Genomic DNA, 19,172 nt, shown 5'->3' with positions numbered 1-19,172 from the left:
CCGTACCGGTGAACTTCATCGCCCAACGCCCAGTTCGCTGGTCTCCACCTCCCGCGCGGCATCCTCCCGCGCATTGCGACGCAGCGTGTAGACGAACGCAGCCAGGAACAGCCCCGTCATCAAAAGCACGATTGTCGGCGCCGGCGCGCTATCGAGGAAGAAGCTCAGATAAACGCCGAAGAACGACGAGAACAGCGCAACTGCCAGGCTGACCAGCAGCATCCCGTCAAACCGCCTGACCAGCAGAAACGCCACCGCTCCCGGCCCGATCAGAAGCGCGATCGCGAGGATAATGCCCACCGCCGTGAGCGCCGCCACGATGGTTAGCGAGAGGATGGCCAGAAGCCCGTAATGCAGCACCCGCACCGGCAGGCCGATTGCCTTGGCGTGCTGTCCGTCGAACGCATTCAGAAGCAGATCCCGGCGAAAGAGCACGATCGCCACGCAGACGAAAAGCGCGATAATCCCCGTCTGCGCGATGTCGCCCCACGTCACGCCCAGCATGTCACCGAACAGGATATGGTCGAGATGCACCTCGGTCTGGATCTTGGTGTAGAGCAGCAGGCCGAGCCCGAACATACCGGAGAAGACCACGCCCATGATCGTGTCTTCCTTCACACGGCTGTTTTCCTTCAGATAACCAATGCCCACAACGCAGGTCATGCCAGCCACAAAAGCTCCGAGCGCCAACGGTATGCCGATAATATAGGCAACCACCACGCCTGGCAGAACCGCATGGCTGACCGCATCGCCCATCAGCGACCAGCCCTTGAGCACGAGAAAGCAGGAAAGCAGCGCCATGGGCGCGGCAATCAACACCGAGATAATGAAGGCCTGCTGCATGAAGGGAAACGCGAAGGGGAGCATCAGCGCGTCGAAAAAGCCACTCATGCGCTCATCTCCCGCATCTCGCCTTCCAGCGCCTCACGGGCCCGCCTGCGCGCCGCCAGAAGCCCGTGCTTCGGCGCAAGGACAAAGGCCGTCAGAAACGCCAGCGTCTGCAGCACGACGATGATACCGCCCGTCGCCCCATCGAGGAAATAGCTCGCGTAAGCACCAACGAAGCTTGAGAGCGCGCCAATTGCCACCGCAATCGCCACGAGCCGTGGAAAGCGGTCGGTCAGAAGGTATGCTGTCGCCCCCGGGGTTACCACCATGGCGATCACAAGAAAGGCTCCCACCGTCTGCATCGCCGCCACCGTGCAGGCACTCAGAAGCGTGAAGAAAATCAGCCGCAGAAAGCCCGGGTTGAGGCCGATGGAGCGCGCATGGTTTTCGTCGAAAAACGCGACCATCAAGTCCTTCCACTTGAATGCAAGCACCAGCAGCGTGACGCCGGAAATGATGACGAGCTGCAGCGTGTCCGATGGCGTGATCGCCAGAATATTACCCAGAACGATGGTCTGTATGTTCACCGCCGCTGGCGAAAGCGAGACCATGAAGAGCCCAAGGCCGAAAAAGGACGTGAAAATCAGGCCGATGATCGCATCCTCGCGCAGCTTGGTGCGCTGATTGAGAAAGAACATCGCACCGGCCGCAAGCCCGCCGGCAAAGAACGCGCCGATGGAAAACGGCAGACCCAGCATATAGGCCCCGGCTACGCCTGGCACGATGGAATGCGAGAGCGCATCGCCGATCAGCGACCAGCCCTTGAGCATCAGATAAGCCGAGAGAAACGCGCAGACACCTCCCACCAGCGCGCTCACCCACATGGCGTTGACCATATAGCCATAGGAGAAGGGTTCGAGCAGAGAAGCGCTCATTTCCTGTCACCCGCTTCCGAGGAACCGTCCTCATCGCCATAAATGACGAAGGGACGCTCATCATCGGTCAGAACCGTAAGCTTGCGGGAATCCTCTTCTGCGTCTTCATGCAGATCCGCCCCGCCAAGCGTGAACTGGCGCAGCACACCGCCAAATGCCTTTTCCAGATTGGCGCGGGTGAAGACTTCCGGTGTCAGCCCGGAAGCCAGCACCGTGCGGTTGATCAGAACGGTCCGATCACAAAAGCGTGGCACACTGCCCAGATTGTGCGTCGAGACCAGCATGACATGCCCTTCCTCGCGCAACGCCTTCAGAAGCGCGATGATGGATTCTTCCGTGCGCACATCGACACCGGTGAACGGCTCATCGAGCAGGATGACCCGCCCTTCCTGCGCCAGCGCACGTGCCAGAAAGACGCGCTTCTTCTGGCCGCCGGAAAGTTCACCGATCTGGCGCTTTCGATAATCGGACATGCCGACCCGCTCGAGCGCGGAGGCCACCATTTCATGATCATGCCGGCGCGGCCAGCGCATGAAATTCATATGGCCATAGCGCCCCATCATCACAACGTCCTCGACAAGAACGGGAAAGTTCCAGTCCACTTCTTCGGCTTGCGGCACATAGGCAACGACATTGCGCTTGAGCGCACGGCCTGCCGGCTGGCCGAGAATGGACACCTCTCCTCTGGCGAGGGGCACAAAACCCATGATCGCCTTGAACAGTGTGGACTTGCCGCTGCCATTAACGCCGACGAGCGCGGCGATCGTCCCCGCCGGGATGGAAAAACTGGCGTCACGCAATGCCGTATGACCATTGCGATAAGTGACGGTCACATCCTGCACATCGATACCGGCGGATTCAGCCGCCGGTTTTTTGTCTTTGGTGATGACAGGTGCGTTCATTGCCCACTCAGCCCTTCGGCGATCGTCTCGCTCGTGACACGCAGGAGGTCCAGATAGGTGGGCACCTCACCGCTTGCGTCGCTCAGCGAGTCGACATAGAGAACCCCGCCATATTTCGCGCCGGTTTCACGCGCCACCTGCTGCGCCGGGTCGGGAGAAACCGTGCTCTCGCTGAAAACGGCCGGAGCCTTGGTTTCACGGATCTGATCGATCACGTGGCGCACCTGCTGCGGCGTGCCCTGCTGGTCGGCATTGATGGGCCAGATATAGAGCTCCTTCAGCCCGAAGTCGCGGGCAAGATAGCTGAACGCGCCTTCACTGGTGACCAGAACCCGGTGCTCCTCGGGAATGGCTTCAAGCCTTTTGCGGATGGGGTCCACAACCGCTTTGATCTGCGCTTTGTATACTTCCGCATTCCTCGCGTAAATCTCGGCATTCTCCGGATCATATTTCGAAAACGCATCACGGATGTTGTCCACATAGGTCAGCGCATCACTGGGCGACATCCAGGCATGGGGATTGGGCTTGCCCGTATAGGGACCTTCAGCAATGCCCATCGGCTCAACGCCCTCCGACACCACCACGCTTGGCACGTCCCTGAGATTGCGAAAAAAACGCTCGAACCAGAGCTCGAGATTAAGCCCGTTCCAAAGAATGAGGTCGGCATCCTGCGCCCGCAGAATGTCACCCGGAGTCGGCTGGTAGTTGTGGATCTCGGCATTGGGTTTCGTGATGGACTCGACCACTGCTGCATCGCCCGCAACGTTGCGTGCCATATCCGCAATTACGGTGAAGGTGGTGACCGCCTTGAAGCGCTCATCCTGAGCGAAGGCGGAGGTAGCGGTGAGTGTTGCGACGATGAAAGTGGCCAATCCCTTGGCTAAACGCATGAATATCCCCTGAGGCACATCGAACTACGGTGTCCGTATGAAGCTAGGACGTATTTCTTGGCTCGTCAATGCAATTGCAAATCGTTTGCAATAAAAACCGCCACACTCAGAGATGGCATGGATTCCTTGGGAGCGAACTTGAGTGAGAACAGATGGAATCTTTGCAACTGGTTGTCATCTGGCGCATAGTTGCTCCATGAATCAGCACGCCAGTCACAAGCCGGATTACGAGAAGGAATTGCGCCGCGCCGGTGTTCGCATTACCCGGCCACGCAAGGTTATTCTGCGCATTTTGACGGAGACGGACGATCATCCCGACGCAATGGAAATATTCCAGCGCGCCTCCGCGGTGGATTCGAGCATCTCGCTGTCCACTGTCTACCGCACCATGAAGCTTCTCGAAGAGATGGGCGCCATCCATCGCCATGCCTTCGAAGGTGGACGCGCCCGCTTCGAACAGGCCGATGGCGATCATCATGACCATCTGATCGACATCGACACAGGTGATGTCATCGAATTCCATTCAAACAGGATTGAGGAACTGCAGGAGGAGATTGCCCGCGCGCTGGGCTATGACATCGTGCATCATCGATTGGAACTGTACGGCAGAAAGCGCAGGAGAACCTAGCCCCCTGAAATCAAGAGCCGCCGTGGTGGAGGGGAAACCACGGCGGCCATGCTTGAAACACCGCGGCAGCCCGGAGAGGGGGGAAAAGGCTGCCGCTATTTCGTCCGGAAAAGGCGGGGGACGAGCCTAGGCCGGACAACGGCGGAAATTGCCGCTTCCTGATATTTTGTATCTGAACGTGGCTATTCAAGGGCACGGACATTACATCTTCGTAACAAACGCGTGATAGAAAGCGGTAGGTCGCGTCCGACCATGTCAGCACGCTTCTCCAAAAGGCGCTGAACACCCCCTTTTCCATGGACACGCTCCCCCCGCCGCGCTACCCGTACAGCCATGAAAAAAGGCGATCATCTCTTTCTCGTAGACGGCTCGGGGTATATTTTCCGCGCCTATCATGCGCTGCCCCCGCTGACCCGAAAATCCGACGGACTTCCCGTCGGCGCCGTGGCCGGCTTCTGCAACATGCTCTGGAAACTGCTGCAAAACGCGCGTGACACGGATGTCGGCGTCACACCGACGCATTTCGCGGTGATTTTCGACCATTCCTCGAAAACCTTCCGCAACGACCTCTACCCGGAATACAAGGCCAACCGCTCTGAGCCGCCCGAAGACCTGGTGCCGCAGTTCGGCCTGATCCGCGAAGCGACACAGGCCTTCGATCTTCCCTGTATCGAGATGGCGGGTTTCGAGGCCGACGACCTGATCGCCACCTATGCCAGGCTGGCGAGTGAAGCAGGTGCTGAAACGACCATCATCTCCTCCGACAAGGACCTGATGCAGCTCGTCACCGATCAGGTCTCGATGTATGACCCGATGAAGGATCGTGAGATCCGGGTTCCGGAAGTGATCGAGAAATGGGGCGTCCCGCCTGAAAAGATGATCGATCTTCAGGCGCTGACCGGCGATTCGGTGGACAACGTCCCCGGCGTCCCCGGAATCGGTCCGAAAACGGCCGCGCAACTGCTCGAAGAATATGGTGATCTCGACACGCTGCTTTCTCGTGCAAACGAGATAAAACAGAACAAAAGACGCGAAAACCTGATCGAATTCGCCGAAAAGGCACGCATTTCCCGTGAATTGGTGAAGCTCAGGATCGACGTACCGGTCGAGCACGGGATCGACACGTTCGAGCTGGCTCCACCCGATGGACCGAAGCTGATCGGCTTTCTGAAGGCGATGGAGTTCTCCACACTGACCCGCCGCGTTGCCGAGGCCACCGGAGCCGAAGTGGCGGAGATCGAGGCCGCGCATGTGGAGGTCGAAGCGGGCGAGAGCGCCCATGGTCCGGATCTGGATCCCGCTTCGGAGGCCGGCGCGGATGATACGGCAACACCTGCAAAACTGGCAGCCAGTATCGCTGAAGCAGGTGCAGCCCAGTCCTTCGACCACGCCGGCTACGAATGCATCCGCGATCTGGACACACTGAAAACCTGGGTGGAAGAGGCCTATGAAACCGGTATCCTCGCCTTCGACACCGAGACCACATCTCTCGACCCAATGCAGGCGGAGCTGTGCGGTTTCTCGCTAGCCACCAGGCCGGGTCGCGCCGCCTATGTGCCCCTTAACCACAAGAGCGGAGACGGCGATCTCCTGGGTGGCGGGCTGATTGAGAACCAGATTGCACAGAAAGATGCGCTGGAGGCGATCCGCGCCATCATGGCTGATCCGGCCGTGCTCAAGATCGGCCAGAACCTCAAATACGACTGGCTGTTGATGTATAGGCTGGGCGTGGAGATCGTCGGTGTCGACGACACCATGCTCATCTCCTATGTGCTCGATGCCGGAACGGGCAGCCATGGCACCGTGAGCCACGGCATGGATGCGCTTTCCGAACGCTGGCTCGGCCACACACCCATTCCCTACAAGGAACTGACGGGAACGGGCCGAAAGCAGGTGACATTCGACATGGTCGAACTGGAGCGGGCCACCGCCTACGCCGCCGAGGATGCCGACATCACCTTGCGGCTTTGGCAGGTGCTGAAACCGCGACTTGCCGCTGAAGGCCTCGTTTCCGTTTATGAACGGCTTGAACGGCCCATGATCCCGGTAATTAGCCGTATGGAACATCGCGGCATTGCGGTCGACCGGCAAATTCTCTCACGGCTTTCCGGCGATTTCGCCCAGACGGCCGCAGGCATAGAGGATGAAATCTACGAGCTGGCCGGGGAGCGATTCACCATCGGCTCACCCAAGCAGCTTGGCGAGATCCTGTTCGGCAAGATGGGCCTGCCGGGCGGCAGCAAGACCAAGACCGGCCAATGGTCGACTTCGGCGCAGGTGCTCGAAGACCTTGCAGCCGCGGGCCATGAGCTCCCGCGCAAGATCGTCGACTGGCGTCAGGTGACCAAGCTCAAATCCACCTACACGGATGCTTTGCCAGGCTACATCAACCCTGAAAGCAAGCGGGTGCACACCTCTTACGCACTTGCTTCCACCACGACTGGACGCCTCTCATCGTCCGAACCGAATCTGCAGAACATCCCGATCCGCACCACGGAAGGCCGCAAAATCCGCACCGCCTTCGTGGCACCTGAGGGCGCCAGGCTGATCTCGGCCGACTACAGCCAGATCGAACTGCGTGTGCTTGCCCATGTGGCCGATATCCCAGAACTGAAGAAGGCTTTTGCCGACGGGCTGGACATTCACGCCATGACGGCTTCCGAAATGTTCGATGTACCGATTGAGGGCATGCCGCCGGAGGTGCGCCGCCGCGCCAAGGCGATCAACTTCGGTATCATCTACGGTATTTCGGCGTTCGGGTTGGCCAATCAGCTCGGCATTCCGCGTGAAGAGGCCAGCGCCTATATCAAACGCTATTTCGAGCGTTTCCCCGGCATCAAGGATTACATGGATTCCACCAAGGCCAAGGCAAAGGAACGCGGCTATGTGGAGACGATCTTCGGGCGGCGCGCACATTATCCTGAAATTCGCTCATCCAATCCGCAATTGCGCGCTTTCAACGAACGTGCGGCGATCAACGCTCCCATCCAGGGCTCGGCAGCCGACATCATCCGCCGCGCCATGGCCCGTATGGAAAACGCACTTGCTGATGCAGGCCTCGAAGACGTTCAGATGCTGCTCCAGGTCCATGATGAGCTGATCTTCGAAGCGCCGGAGAGCAAGGTGGAAAAGGCCATCCCCGTCATCTGCGAGGTGATGGAGAACGCGGCTCTGCCAGCGCGCGCGCTTTCCGTTCCTCTTCAGGTGGAAGCGCGCGCCGCGAACAACTGGGATGAAGCCCACTGATGTCATGACCCTCTGGGAACTCGATCTGAACGTCATCGCCTCATTCGCTTTGGCATCGACGCTGATCGAGCTCACCCCGGGTCCCAACATGGCCTATCTGGCGCTGATATCCGCGTCGGAGGGCCGCCGAGCAGGTTTTGCCACCGTTGCCGGTGTCGCGCTAGGGCTCGGCATCGTCGGTACTATCGCAGCGCTTGGTGTCGCACAGATCATCCAGGCTTCCATGCTGCTCTATGAGGCTCTACGCTGGGCCGGGGTTGTGTTCCTGCTCTACCTCGCATGGGATGGCTGGCGGCAGGGCAGTGACGTGGTCTCTGCGGGCGACAGGCCGGACGAACAGCACTTTCTTCGTGGACTGATCACCAATTTGCTTAACCCGAAGGCTGCCGTTTTTTACATTGCGGTGCTGCCCACTTTCGTCAATCCGTCACTATCGCTCACACCGCAGACCCTGGTTCTGACGCTGATTTATGTGGGCATCGCCACACTGATTCACGGGCTGATTGTTGTGTTGGCCAGCCGCTTGCAACCGTTTTTGACCGATCCGCGTCGGGAACGCATCGCGCGGCGTACGCTTTCCGCGCTGCTCGCGCTCGTCGCTCTTTGGTTCGGCTGGTCGACAGCCCGCTGAATGTATGAAACCCCGCTGTGGCAGCGGGGTCTCGTTATCACTCAGCCGGTTGTCTGGCTGTGCTCACCAGAGCTCGTAACGCAGGCCAACCTTGATCTCATGCATGGAAAGGCCGCTGTCAGTCCCCTGGATGCCGGTTGCTCCTGCACCTGCGGTGGCTGCATCCCAACCAAACATGTCACCACCATCTATATTGCGATAGCGATAGCCCAGATCGACTTTCATATTGTTGGAGAAGTCATAGGACACACCGGCCATCAGGGCATAGGTGAAACGCCAGTCCGACTCACCGGAGTGCGTTGCCGTGCCCACCAGAGCCGGCGACGGACAAGCGCCACCTACACAGTATGAGCTGTTGGAAAGATCATCCCAGCGGAGATAGGTGTAGCCAACACCAGCACCCACATAAGGCGTGAAGCCGACAAAAGTGCCGAGATCAACATAGCCATTCAGAAGCATCGAATAGCCGGTTACCTCGGACGAATCTTCAGAACGACAGGTGGTACCGACCGGGCTTCCGGGACATGGAGTGGCGCTCGAGGTAGAACCGCTGAAATCGGCTGAGAATCGATCCAGTGTCACATCGGCACGAAGCCAGTCTGTAAAGGAGTAGCCGGCGCCGATACCAAAGGTGAAATTATCGGACAGCGAAACACTGTCGAATGAAGCTGACCCATAGCTGGCGCCGTCAAAGGTCCGATAGGTGAAGGGGTCCTTCGCTTCTGTCTTCAGCGAATAGCCGATATCGCCGCGCAGATACCAGCCGCTACCAATCTCCACCGGCACCACATCAGGCGCCTGATCGATGATGATGGGTGGATCGTAGTCAGCGGCAGCGACCGTGCCGATCGAAATCAGCGTCAGGCATACCGAGGAAGCAAACAGACGGGTGATGGTGCGCATAATCCGAACTCCGCAAAATGCGACGGATAAACGCTGCCCCCGCCGCTGTTGGAGATCATTGTTAACCATCTGGGTTAAGCCGAGGTTAAGGCTAACACCGGGTTACCGCGCAAACAAAAACCGCCCGGCGCAAAGCCGGGCGGTGCGAAAAGCCAAATCGCTGATTCTATTTGTAAACCGGCGGTTCAAACGGCGGCGGGTCGTAGCTGACCACCTGCGGCTGCGCGCAGTTGGAGCTGCCGCCGAACTGATACCGCAAACCGGCACGTGCTTCGTGCACGTTGAAGCCGTCGTCAAAACCGGGTGCAACGCCAGACGCGTATTCGAACATGCGGCCGCCTGCGACGCGCGTGAAGCGATAGCCCATATCGAGATTGAGGTTTTCGGTGAGGCAGTAAGAGGTACCGGCCATCAGCGAGTAGGCGAAACGCCAGTTGCTGGAGCCCTCGTGCACGGTGGTGCTGCCGCCCGATATCGAGTTCGTCAGATCATCCCACATGATGTAGGCGCCACCAATACCTGCACCCACATAGGGGGTGAAGCCGTAATAGGTGCCGAGATCGACATAAGCATTGGCCATCAGGAGCCAGGCGCTGTAAGCCGACGTGTCCGTGGACACGCAGGGACTACCGCCGCAGTCGCCGGAGGTGGAGCCGGTGAAGTCAGACTTGAACCAATAGTCGGCCGTCAAGTCCGTCCGGAGGTACTTGTTGATCTGGTAGCCGATACCGGCACCGAGCGACATGGCGCCCTTGAGATCGGTCGTGTCGAACGAGGCTGTTCCGCCGCGAAGACCACCCGGTGCGGGACCATAGGTGATGTATTCGGTACCACGCAGCTTCGACCAGTGGTAGTCGATGTCGCCGCGAATATACCAGCCGCCAAAGGACGGGGCCGGCTGGACCACCGGCGGCAGAGGTTCGGGAGCTTCGATGATCGGTGGCTCATACAGATCCGCAGCATAGCCGGCGGTCGGAGCACTTAGCAGCAAGGCCGCCCCGAAGACCTTCATAGACTTCAACATAACATCCCATCCTTGGCGTTGCCGCGCCCCCCTGGGCACAGTGGCAAATTGCAACTCGACGGGAGTATTTGAGCAAAAAAGTTAAATACGGCTTAACCCTAAGCCTTAACCACGTTCACCATGCACGTTTTGCGGGAAGTGGCCGGATCGGGAATGAGCCATCCGGTGTCCGGGCGGCCAGAGATCGGTCCTGTGTCAGCTTGGCCAACCGCGCGAAACGCAAAAAAAGCCGGCGCTCAGCGCCGGCGTCTCTGCTGTCTCTCTTCCGTCGCGTCAGGCCGCGTTCTTGGAGTCTGCAATCGCGTTGATGACGTCATCGACCACGCTCTCAACCAGTGCCGGATCGTCCGCCTCCGCCATCACGCGGATGAGCGGCTCGGTGCCGGACGGCCGGATGACAAGCCGCCCCTTGCCACCCAACCGGGCTTCCGCTTCGGCGATGGCCGACTTCACCGGAGCCGATTCGAGTGGCTTCCCGCCGGAGATGCGCACATTCTTCAGGAGCTGTGGGACAGGCTCGAACTTTTTGCAGACTTCGCTGGCAGGGCGGTTCTCCCGCTTAATGCAGGCAAGCACCTGCAGTGCCGCAACCAGCCCGTCGCCCGTGGTCGAGAAATCCGAGAGAACAACGTGACCTGACTGCTCACCGCCAACGTTCAGCCCATTGGCACGCATGCGTTCAACCACATAGCGGTCACCAACCTTTACGCGGTGCAGATCGAGCTTCAGATCCCCCATGAAACGCTCCAGCCCGAGATTGGACATGACTGTCGCGACAACGCCGCCGCCCTGGAGCTTTCCCGCCTTGTGCCAGGATTGCGCGATGAGCGCCATGATCTGGTCGCCATCGATCACCGTGCCATTTTCATCGACGATCACGACGCGGTCCGCGTCGCCATCGAGTGCGATGCCGATGTCAGCCCGCACCTCATGCACCTTCTTGGCGAGGCCGAGAGGATGTGTGGATCCGCAATCTTCATTGATGTTGACACCGTTGGGCTCAACATTGATGGCAACGACCTCGGCCCCGAGTTCCCAGAGAACGGCAGGTGCAACCTTATAGGCGGCACCGTTGGCACAATCGACCACGATGCGCAGCCCGGAAAGGGACATGGAGCGTGGCAAGGTACGCTTGGCGAATTCGATGTAACGATCGTGAACCCCGTCGACGCGCTTGGCCCGGCCAAGTCCGCCATTGTCGGCAAGCGCCAACTCGACTTCCTTGTCGAGCATCGCCTCGATACGGCCCTCGATCTTGTCCGACAGCTTGTAGCCATCGGGTCCAAAGAGTTTGATACCGTTGTCGTAATAGGGATTGTGGGAAGCTGAAATCATCACGCCGATATCGGCGCGCAGCGAACGCACAAGCATGGCCACTGCGGGCGTGGGTATCGGCCCCAGCAGAAACACATCCATGCCGGCGGCACAGAAACCGGAAACCAAGGCGTTTTCGATCATATAGCCGGAAAGCCGGGTATCCTTGCCGAGCACCACGCGGTGGCGATGGCTCCCGTTCTGAAACGAAAGGCCTGCTGCCATGCCGACCTTCATCGCGATCTCGCCCGTCATCGGGAACCGGTTCGCACGCCCGCGAATCCCGTCGGTACCAAAGTATTTTTTTGTCATTTTTCCCTTGCTGCCCGTCTGGCGCACTTTGTCTGGTTTTCTCGTCAAAGCGGCATCCCCCAGTCACTCTTTGCCATAAGAGCAGCACTCGTTTGCATCAAATTCTGTGAGGCAGTGTAACGCTTTTCGACTAAACGTCTGCTTGCGAATTATACTTAAAGGCAAATTAACAAGACAGGATGCCAGAGCCCGCCATCTGGCCTGTCTCACATGGCTGCGCACGAAAAAAGCCGCGAAACGACGTTCACGGCTTTTCTCAACAATGGCTATATGGTCCGCAGAGCAGGCTCAGCCCTGCGGCTGCGGCTCCATACCGCTCTCAGGCTCGTCGCCACCCTTCTTCTGTCCCTGGGATCGGGTGCCGGTCTTTGGCACAGCCGAACCGCGAGACGGGGGCGTATCGTCGCCAGCATCGCGCGACGGCTTCTCACCCTTGAGCAGCGCCTGAATTTCGTCGCCCGAAAGCGTCTCATACTCCAGCAGCCCTTCGGCGATGGCGATCCAACCCTTCTTCTTCTTGGTCAGGATATCGCGCGCTGTCGCATAGGCTTCGTCGATCAGGCGGCGCACTTCGCTGTCGATCTTCTGCTGCGTCTCCTGCGACATGTTCTGCTGACGCGCCACGGAATGGCCCAGGAACACCTCTTCCTGGTTCTCGCCATAGGCCACCTGGCCGAGTTCGTCGGAAAAGCCCCACTGCGTAACCATGGCGCGGGCGAGCTTCGTCGCCTGCTCGATGTCCGAGGAAGCGCCTGAAGTGATGTTCTCCTTGCCGAATTTTAGCTCTTCGGCCACGCGCCCGCCCATCATGATGGCCAGACGCGATATCATCCACTTGTAGCTCATCGAATAGCGGTCGCCTTCGGGGAGCTGCATGACCATGCCGAGAGCTCGACCGCGCGGAATGATCGTCGCCTTGTGGACAGGATCAGCCTTCGGCACATTGAGTGCGACAATGGCGTGGCCGGCCTCGTGATAGGCGGTGAGTTCCTTTTCTTCCTGGGTCATGGCGTGCGAGCGGCGCTCGGCACCCATCATCACCTTGTCCTTGGCGTCTTCGAACTCCTGCATGGTGACCAGACGCTTGTTGCGCCGCGCTGCCATCAGAGCCGCCTCGTTGACGAGATTGGCGAGGTCGGCACCGGAAAAGCCCGGCGTTCCACGCGCAACGACCTTCAAGTCGACATTCGGCGCCATCGGCACATTGCGCACATGCACTTTCAGGATCTTCTCGCGGCCGGCCACATCCGGGTTCGGCACCACCACCTGGCGGTCGAAACGGCCCGGACGCAGAAGCGCGGGGTCCAGAACGTCCGGGCGGTTGGTGGCGGCAATCAGGATGATGCCTTCATTCGCCTCGAAACCGTCCATCTCGACCAGGAGCTGGTTCAGCGTCTGCTCGCGTTCATCGTTACCACCGCCAAGACCGGCACCACGATGACGGCCAACCGCATCGATTTCGTCGATGAAGATGATGCAGGGCGCATTCTTCTTGGCCTGCTCGAACATGTCGCGCACGCGGGATGCACCGACACCGACGAACATTTCCACGAAATCCGAACCCGAAATGGTGAAGAACGGCACATTGGCCTCACCCGCCACCGAGCGGGCAAGAAGCGTCTTGCCGGTTCCGGGCGGGCCGACAAGCAGCACGCCACGCGGGATCTTGCCGCCGAGTCGCTGGAATTTCTGCGGATCGCGCAGGAACTCGACGATTTCCTCAAGATCTTCCTTGGCCTCATCGACACCCGCCACGTCCTGGAAGGTGACGCGGCCATGAGCTTCCGTCAGCAACTTGGCCTTGGATTTGCCGAATCCCATCGCCCGGCCCGAGCCCGACTGCATCTGGCGCATGAAGAAGATCCACACGCCCAGGATCAGGATCATCGGCAGCCACGACACGAGATAGCCGAGGAAAGAATTGGAACCGTCGGTTTCAGGACGCGCATTGATCGTCACGCCGCGTTCTTCCAGGCGCTGCACAAGCGAGGGATCGCCCGGCGAATAGGTCTGGAAGGGCGTGCGATTGCCCGTATAGGTGCCGGTGATGCGATCACCGGTGATCGTCACCGATTCAATGCTTCCCGAGGAAAGCTCTTCCAGAAACTGCGAATACGCAATATCGCGCGTCGCACCGCGCTGCTGGGGAGCCTGGAACAGGTTGAAGAGCGCAATCAGCAGGACGGCGATAATCGCCCAGAGCGCAAAGTTTCTGTAATTCGGATTCATATAAGTCCCGCATACTCGCCGTAGCCCGGCGATCGTCCGTTTTTCATGGTCTGAATTAACATAGGGAGCCGGCGCTTTCTTGCCAAGCCGAAGCACTGCACCAGCTCGCCTTTAGGTTAAGCTTCGTCACTGAATGTGGTGCGCTCAAGGCAAGGCGAGAACAGTTTTCCCGCCCAACAGACGGATAAGGGCCTTCGCCACATCAACGTCGAAGGAGGGAAGCAGCGTCGCCCAGGGCGCAGGTACACCGACCTTGACCCCTCCATCCGCATCCAGGGCCGCCCCGATCAATGCATCGCCGCGCCACAGGGCCGGCTCGGCAAATTGTGCTGCAAATTGAAGATCCTGGGGCAGATCAGGGTCTGCCTCGGCTGGATGATCGCGTGCGACGCCCCCGAATGGAGCCACATGCAGACCGTCGCCATCGGTGATCCGATAGCGCCCATCCCAGAGCATCCCCTGCCTAACACGCATTCTGACGGGCAGGTTGCGCCGTTCACGGTGAAGATAGACGCCGCTGGAACGATAGTCGATCACGGACCGCGACAATGTGGCGCAAACGCCGCCCCGAAGCGCGGCAAAGACACGCTCCGATGCGTTCTCGGGCGGCAAGTGGGACGCGCCTCCGACCATCGCTGCCAGGACCCTCAAGGCATAGAGCGCCCCCGCACTGTCCGTGTCTTCCACAAGAGCCGGATCAACCCGATAGAGCCCCGGCGCCATCTGGCGTACATGATCGTCGATTAGCCGCGCCGCGCGCGTTCCAAGCAAACGACGCTCGCTAGCGACGTCGTCAGCTTCTGCAACGCATCCTGCCACCCCTTCAGGAGTTAGTGAGCGGCGCACACGCACGCGCTCATAATTGGGATCATCATTGGTCGGATCATCGATCCAGCGAATGTTCTGCTTCGCCAGATAATTGCGGAGCTCCGCCCGTCCGCAAGCAAGCAATGGCCGCACAAACCAGATTCCGCTGTTGTGGAGTGAAGCCGGGGCGATGCCGGCACCACCACGTCCGGTGCCGCGCGCAGCACGCATGGATACCGTCTCGGCCTGGTCATCCCGGGTATGGCCCGTAAAGACAAGCCCTGCCCCGACTGACTGCGCCGCCTGCGCAAGAAGCTCCAGCCGAGCCGAGCGCGCAGCGGCCGAGAGGCCCGTCGCCGGCTTTTCGCCGCGCCAGACCATCGTGCGGTGTGCGATGCCGCGGGAGGCGCAAAGCCCGGCAACAAAGCGCGCCTCATCTGCGGCTTCCGCCCTTAGCCCGTGATCGACCGTCACGGCTGTAAGAGCCGGAGCATCTGCCTGTGAATCGAGGAATTCCTGAAGAAGAAGAAGTAGAGCGAGGGAATCGCCACCGCCGGAGACCGCTGCAACCACCCCATGATGCCGGGAGAATGCGATACCGTCGAAAAGCTGTCGCGGATCTGGCTGCATCACCGGGTTCAACAACCCGCGAGCGCCTGTTCCTGCTTCACGCGCTCGCGCAGCGCCGTGGAGATATCAGGGTATTTCTGGCCAATTTCGTTATAGGTGACACAGGCCACGTCGCGCTGGTTCATCGCAGCAAGCGAGATGCCGAGCTTGAGAAGCATATCAGGGGCCTTGTCGGCATTTGGATACTCCCGGCTTGCGCGCAGAAAGATCTCCGCTGCATCGCGATAACGGTCCTGCCCAAGAAGCGACTCTCCGAGCCAGAAATGCGCGTCCGGTGTACGGGTATCGCTTGGAAAGCGGTCAATATGCTGACGGAAGCCGGCTTCCGCCGTCTTGTAATCGCCCGAAAGGATGAATTCGTAAGAGTTCCTGTAGAGCTCTTCCGGGTCATCCGCAGAGGGGAGCGAGGCCATCTGGTCACCTTGTCCGATCGGACCAATCTCACCCGAGCGGGTGAGATCGATGGGCTCGCCGACTTCTCCGCCGACAATATTACCATTTGCATCGAAACGAACGCTGCCGAGCGTTCGTGGTGGTTCACCAACGGTCGGCGCGTCCCGTGACGCACTTTGGGTTCCACCGTTCAGATTGCCCTCCGGGCTATTCGAAGGCGGCAGCCGCTCGGTACGCTGGTCGGAAAGCCCCCCTGCCGGCGCTGCTCCCGATCCGCCGTTTTTTTCCAACTCCTGAAAACGGAACTCGTTATCCTCCTGCATGCGACGCAATTGATCCTGCATCTGCAGAATCTGGAAGTTCAGCTCTTCCACACGTCCATTGAGTTCACGGACCTGCTCTTCCAGGCCGCTGACCCGTGGATCGCCCGCCTGGACAAGAACAACGTGACCGCCATTCTGTTTGGCAAAGCCGGCTGTTGGCGCTGTCGCGGGACCAAACGCAAAAGCGTGCCCCGCCATGAGAAACGGCAACGCTAGAACGCCGCCGAGAATAGTTCGCAAAAACATTCCAATCTCGCTTTCGCAATAGACAACAGGGCTGTTCTTCGCCCCATTTGCTCTTTATCAGGGCGCGAGACTTCGGCCAAATTTTGAATTTTGGCATCTGACGCCGAACGCAAAGGCGCATTTCACTCTCGAAACCGGTCACATAAACCGCTATATGGCGCCTCAAAGGACTAGGAATGGCACGCATCTATCAGACACGGGCCTGGGAAAACCAGCTTTCGCCTTCGCTTCAGGAGATGGAGCTTTTAGCGCTCGAAGCTTATGCAAATTTTCCCGAGGAGTTCCGTCAGCTAACGGGCGAGATCATCATTCAGGTGGCGGAGTTCCCCACCGAGGAAATCATGGACGATCTCGCCCTGGAGACGCCTTTCGACCTCCTCGGTCTGTTTGAGGGGCGCGGCATCGCTGAACGCTGGAACCCCGCCACCGGCGAAGGGCCGAACCGCATCACGCTTTACCGGCGCGCCATTCTTGATTACTGGGCCGAAAATGAGGAGACGCTGGGCGACATCATCAACCACGTTCTCATTCATGAAGTCGGCCACCATTTCGGCCTGACCGATGATGATATGGCGCGTATCGAAGAGGCTGTGGCCTGACTCAATACTCCCCGAGCTTCATCTCGGGTGTGTACTCCACCCCTTCGACCTCCTTGTAGACCGCCTGTCCGCACCGCATCGATTTGGCTTCGGCATCATAGGCGTAGCTGGGCGATCCGTGCAGCAACCAGCCCTTGTTGAGAGCAGCCGTCACCTTGTGACAGAAGCTTGCATCGTCCGGGCCGGTCAAAAAACGATAGAGCCTCATCGGGCCGTCTCCCCACTCTCTTTCAGTCTGATTGCACTTTCAATCTGATTGCGCTGGCGCGCTCGAGCAGTGTCTGCGCCATCTCCAGGTGCAGGCGCTCCACCATGCGCCCGTTGAGCGAAATCACGCCGCGTCCGGCGTTTTCGGGATCTGCGAAGGCGGCAACGATGGCCTCGGCCTCGGCAATGGCTTCGGAGGAAGGTGCAAAAACCGCATTGGCCGGCGCGATCTGCGCCGGGTGAATGAGCGTCTTGCCGTCGAAACCCATCGACCGCGCCTCCCGACAGCCTTTCTCGAATGCGTCGAGGTCGCGGAAATCATTGGAAACGCCATCAAGCACCGAGATGCCGCCGGCGCGCGCCGCCATGACCAGCTGAAACAGAAACGGCGCCATATAGCGGCGGTCTTCGGTCAGGGCGACCCCGGTTTCCTTGGCAAGGTCATTCGTCCCGGCAACGAGACAGGCGAGGCGCGCAGCCGGATCGCGCCCGAGCTCCGCTATCGGCCCCAGATTGAGCACGGCGCGCGGTGTCTCGATCATCGCCCAGAGTTTCAGGCTGCGTGGGGCATCGGTTTCATCAAGCGCCGCATCCGCGTCGAGAATGTCGCGGGGGCCATTCACCTTGGGCAGGAGAATGGCATCGGGCTTTACCGCGCGCGCAGCGAGAAGATCCTCCGTCCCCCAGATACTCTTCAGCGCATTGATGCGCACCACGACCTCGCAGTGCGGGCGGTCTCCGCCGTTCAGGAAATCGCGGAGGCGCTCCCGCGCGTCGAGCTTTTCCTCCGGTCCGACGGCGTCCTCCAGATCATAGATCACCGCGTCGCAGCCAAGCGTTGCGCTTTTTGCCAACGCTTTTTCATTGCTGGCGGGCACGTAGAGAACCGATCGGCGAAGCTGTGCTGGGTGATGGTGCATATGCGTTTCATGGCCCAGCCGCGCTTTCGGCGCAAGAGAGCTTTGCTTTGCGGGGGCGGCTTGTGTATGGAGAGGCGGCAGATAAAATGGCCGCGCAGACAACGGACCAGGATTCATGGACAAGTTTATCAAGCTGACGGGCGTTGCCGCGCCCATGCCGATCGTCAATGTCGACACCGACATGATCATCCCGAAAGATTATCTCAAGACGATCAAGCGCACCGGCCTCGGCGCCGGGCTTTTCGCCGAAATGCGTTTCAACGAAGACGGTTCCGAGAACCCCGACTTCGTGCTCAACAAGCCCGCTTACCGCAATGCCAGCATTCTCGTTGCCGGCGACAATTTCGGCTGCGGCTCAAGCCGCGAGCATGCCCCATGGGCTCTGCTCGACTTCGGCATTCGCTGCGTCATCTCCACCAGCTTCGCCGACATTTTCTACAACAACTGCTTCAAAAACGGCATTCTGCCCATCAAGGTCAGCCAGGAAGAACTGGACATGCTGATGGACGACGCGCAGCGCGGCGCGAATGCGACCCTGACCGTCGATCTGGAAGAGCAGGAAATCCGCGGCCCGGATGGCGGCGTGGTGAAGTTCGAGATCGACGCCTTCAAGCGGCACTGCCTGCTGAACGGCCTCGACGACATCGGCCTCACCATGGAGAAGGCCCCGGCCATCGAGACCTTCGAGAACAAATACACGGAAAGCCATCCGTGGGCGTAGACCTGGATGATAGAGGCGGCCAGCGCCGCCTCATCTCCACGGGGTCTCCCTTCGAGAAGACCGCAGGCTACAGCCGCGCGGTCGTAGATGGAGAATGGTGCTTCGTCTCCGGCACCACGGGCTATGACTATGCCACCATGGCCATGCCCGACAGCGTGGAAGAGCAGACACGCAACTGCCTTTCCACCATTCGCGCAGCGCTGACCGAGGGCGGCTTCGAGCTCGCCGATGTGGTGCGCGCGCATTACTACGTAGCCAGCCGCTCTTATGTGTCCCGTGTCTTTCCGATTCTCGGAGAAGCCTTCGGCGATATTCGACCCGCAGCAACGATGATCGTCTGCGAGCTGAACGAACCGGAGATGAAGATCGAGATCGAGGTGACCGCGCTGAAGCGCAACCGTACCGCTTCGTACGGCAACAGCCTTGCGCAATCGGGCGCGGCGGATTAGCAAGTCCCTCGAATTACCAGTTCGAGAGGCTTTTC

At 59.6% G+C, this 19,172-nt stretch carries 18 protein-coding genes; 6 read left to right on the top strand and 12 right to left on the bottom strand.

Going from position 1 to position 19,172, the window contains the following annotated elements; all coding sequences use genetic code 11:
• Nucleotides 1–15: 15 nt before the first annotated feature.
• The 4 genes from H7H48_RS12970 to H7H48_RS12955 are packed head-to-tail and all read right to left on the bottom strand — an operon-like array spanning nucleotide 16 to nucleotide 3,555.
• Nucleotides 16–891: a metal ABC transporter permease gene (locus tag H7H48_RS12970; protein WP_229449487.1), complete on the bottom strand. Its 876-nt coding sequence runs from the start codon at nucleotides 889–891 to the stop codon at nucleotides 16–18.
• Nucleotides 888–1,763 (bottom strand): metal ABC transporter permease, encoded by an 876-nt coding sequence (locus tag H7H48_RS12965; protein WP_229449486.1) that lies wholly within the window; start codon nucleotides 1,761–1,763, stop codon nucleotides 888–890. Before H7H48_RS12965 ends, H7H48_RS12970 begins: the two co-directional genes overlap by 4 nt.
• Entirely contained in the window at nucleotides 1,760–2,665 is a 906-nt protein-coding gene (locus tag H7H48_RS12960; RefSeq protein WP_229449485.1) for a manganese/iron ABC transporter ATP-binding protein, read from the bottom strand. Before H7H48_RS12960 ends, H7H48_RS12965 begins: the two co-directional genes overlap by 4 nt.
• A complete protein-coding gene (locus tag H7H48_RS12955) occupies nucleotides 2,662–3,555 on the bottom strand; it encodes a metal ABC transporter substrate-binding protein (RefSeq protein WP_229449484.1) in 894 nt (297 codons plus the stop codon). Before H7H48_RS12955 ends, H7H48_RS12960 begins: the two co-directional genes overlap by 4 nt.
• 196 nt (nucleotides 3,556–3,751) lie before the next feature.
• On the opposite strand from H7H48_RS12955, the gene H7H48_RS12950 reads away from it, so the two are divergent.
• The 3 genes from H7H48_RS12950 to H7H48_RS12940 all read left to right on the top strand — a co-directional run bounded on the left by H7H48_RS12950 (nucleotide 3,752) and on the right by H7H48_RS12940 (nucleotide 8,060).
• Nucleotides 3,752–4,183, top strand: coding sequence for a Fur family transcriptional regulator (locus H7H48_RS12950; RefSeq protein WP_229449483.1), 432 nt, complete (start codon nucleotides 3,752–3,754; stop codon nucleotides 4,181–4,183).
• A gap of 333 nt (nucleotides 4,184–4,516) precedes the next feature.
• Nucleotides 4,517–7,429: a DNA polymerase I gene (polA, locus tag H7H48_RS12945; protein ID WP_229449482.1), complete on the top strand. Its 2,913-nt coding sequence runs from the start codon at nucleotides 4,517–4,519 to the stop codon at nucleotides 7,427–7,429.
• On the top strand, nucleotides 7,416–8,060 hold the full coding sequence (locus H7H48_RS12940) for a LysE family translocator (RefSeq protein ID WP_229449481.1): 645 nt from the start codon (nucleotides 7,416–7,418) through the stop codon (nucleotides 8,058–8,060). Before polA ends, H7H48_RS12940 begins: the two co-directional genes overlap by 14 nt.
• A 63-nt stretch (nucleotides 8,061–8,123) precedes the next feature.
• Here H7H48_RS12940 and H7H48_RS12935 read toward each other — a convergent pair whose 3' ends face one another.
• From H7H48_RS12935 to ybgF, 6 genes are all read right to left on the bottom strand, one after another.
• Nucleotides 8,124–8,963, bottom strand: coding sequence for an outer membrane protein (locus tag H7H48_RS12935; protein WP_229449480.1), 840 nt, complete (start codon nucleotides 8,961–8,963; stop codon nucleotides 8,124–8,126).
• Nucleotides 8,964–9,129: 166 nt separating this feature from the next.
• Nucleotides 9,130–9,987 carry an outer membrane protein gene (locus tag H7H48_RS12930; RefSeq protein WP_229449479.1) on the bottom strand — a complete coding sequence of 286 codons (858 nt, stop codon included), beginning with the start codon at nucleotides 9,985–9,987 and terminating at the stop codon, nucleotides 9,130–9,132.
• A gap of 273 nt (nucleotides 9,988–10,260) precedes the next feature.
• Entirely contained in the window at nucleotides 10,261–11,613 is a 1,353-nt protein-coding gene (glmM, locus tag H7H48_RS12925; protein ID WP_223022176.1) for a phosphoglucosamine mutase, read from the bottom strand.
• A 288-nt stretch (nucleotides 11,614–11,901) separates the two neighbouring features.
• Nucleotides 11,902–13,842: an ATP-dependent zinc metalloprotease FtsH gene (gene ftsH / locus H7H48_RS12920; RefSeq protein WP_229449478.1), complete on the bottom strand. Its 1,941-nt coding sequence runs from the start codon at nucleotides 13,840–13,842 to the stop codon at nucleotides 11,902–11,904.
• A 144-nt stretch (nucleotides 13,843–13,986) separates the two neighbouring features.
• Nucleotides 13,987–15,279: a tRNA lysidine(34) synthetase TilS gene (gene tilS / locus H7H48_RS12915; protein ID WP_229449477.1), complete on the bottom strand. Its 1,293-nt coding sequence runs from the start codon at nucleotides 15,277–15,279 to the stop codon at nucleotides 13,987–13,989.
• 8 nt (nucleotides 15,280–15,287) lie between these two features.
• The gene (ybgF, locus tag H7H48_RS12910) at nucleotides 15,288–16,241 is read right to left on the bottom strand and encodes a tol-pal system protein YbgF (RefSeq protein WP_229449476.1); all 954 of its coding nucleotides are present in this window, start codon (nucleotides 16,239–16,241) and stop codon (nucleotides 15,288–15,290) included.
• 176 nt (nucleotides 16,242–16,417) lie between these two features.
• On the opposite strand from ybgF, the gene H7H48_RS12905 reads away from it, so the two are divergent.
• Nucleotides 16,418–16,840, top strand: coding sequence for a metallopeptidase family protein (locus tag H7H48_RS12905; RefSeq protein ID WP_229449475.1), 423 nt, complete (start codon nucleotides 16,418–16,420; stop codon nucleotides 16,838–16,840).
• Nucleotide 16,841: 1 nt separating this feature from the next.
• Here the strand turns inward: H7H48_RS12905 and H7H48_RS12900 are convergent, their stop codons facing one another.
• Together H7H48_RS12900 and H7H48_RS12895 are read right to left on the bottom strand one after the other, a co-directional pair.
• Nucleotides 16,842–17,048: a DUF1737 domain-containing protein gene (locus tag H7H48_RS12900; protein WP_229449474.1), complete on the bottom strand. Its 207-nt coding sequence runs from the start codon at nucleotides 17,046–17,048 to the stop codon at nucleotides 16,842–16,844.
• A 22-nt stretch (nucleotides 17,049–17,070) separates the two neighbouring features.
• Nucleotides 17,071–17,967 carry a CoA ester lyase gene (locus H7H48_RS12895; RefSeq protein ID WP_229449473.1) on the bottom strand — a complete coding sequence of 299 codons (897 nt, stop codon included), beginning with the start codon at nucleotides 17,965–17,967 and terminating at the stop codon, nucleotides 17,071–17,073.
• 115 nt (nucleotides 17,968–18,082) lie between these two features.
• On the opposite strand from H7H48_RS12895, the gene leuD reads away from it, so the two are divergent.
• Nucleotides 18,083–18,688, top strand: a complete 606-nt coding sequence (leuD, locus tag H7H48_RS12890; RefSeq protein WP_229449472.1) for a 3-isopropylmalate dehydratase small subunit — start codon at nucleotides 18,083–18,085, stop codon at nucleotides 18,686–18,688.
• On the top strand, nucleotides 18,679–19,137 hold the full coding sequence (locus H7H48_RS12885) for a RidA family protein (protein WP_229449471.1): 459 nt from the start codon (nucleotides 18,679–18,681) through the stop codon (nucleotides 19,135–19,137). The genes leuD and H7H48_RS12885 overlap by 10 nt, the downstream gene beginning before the upstream one ends.
• Nucleotides 19,138–19,172: the final 35 nt, after the last annotated feature.

Source organism: Nitratireductor sp. B36 (assembly GCF_020833685.1).
In the GTDB taxonomy this organism is placed as follows: Bacteria; Pseudomonadota; Alphaproteobacteria; order Rhizobiales; family Rhizobiaceae; genus Nitratireductor.
The sequence above is the reverse complement of the archived record's forward strand: the minus strand, read 5'-3'. Positions and strand labels throughout refer to the sequence as shown.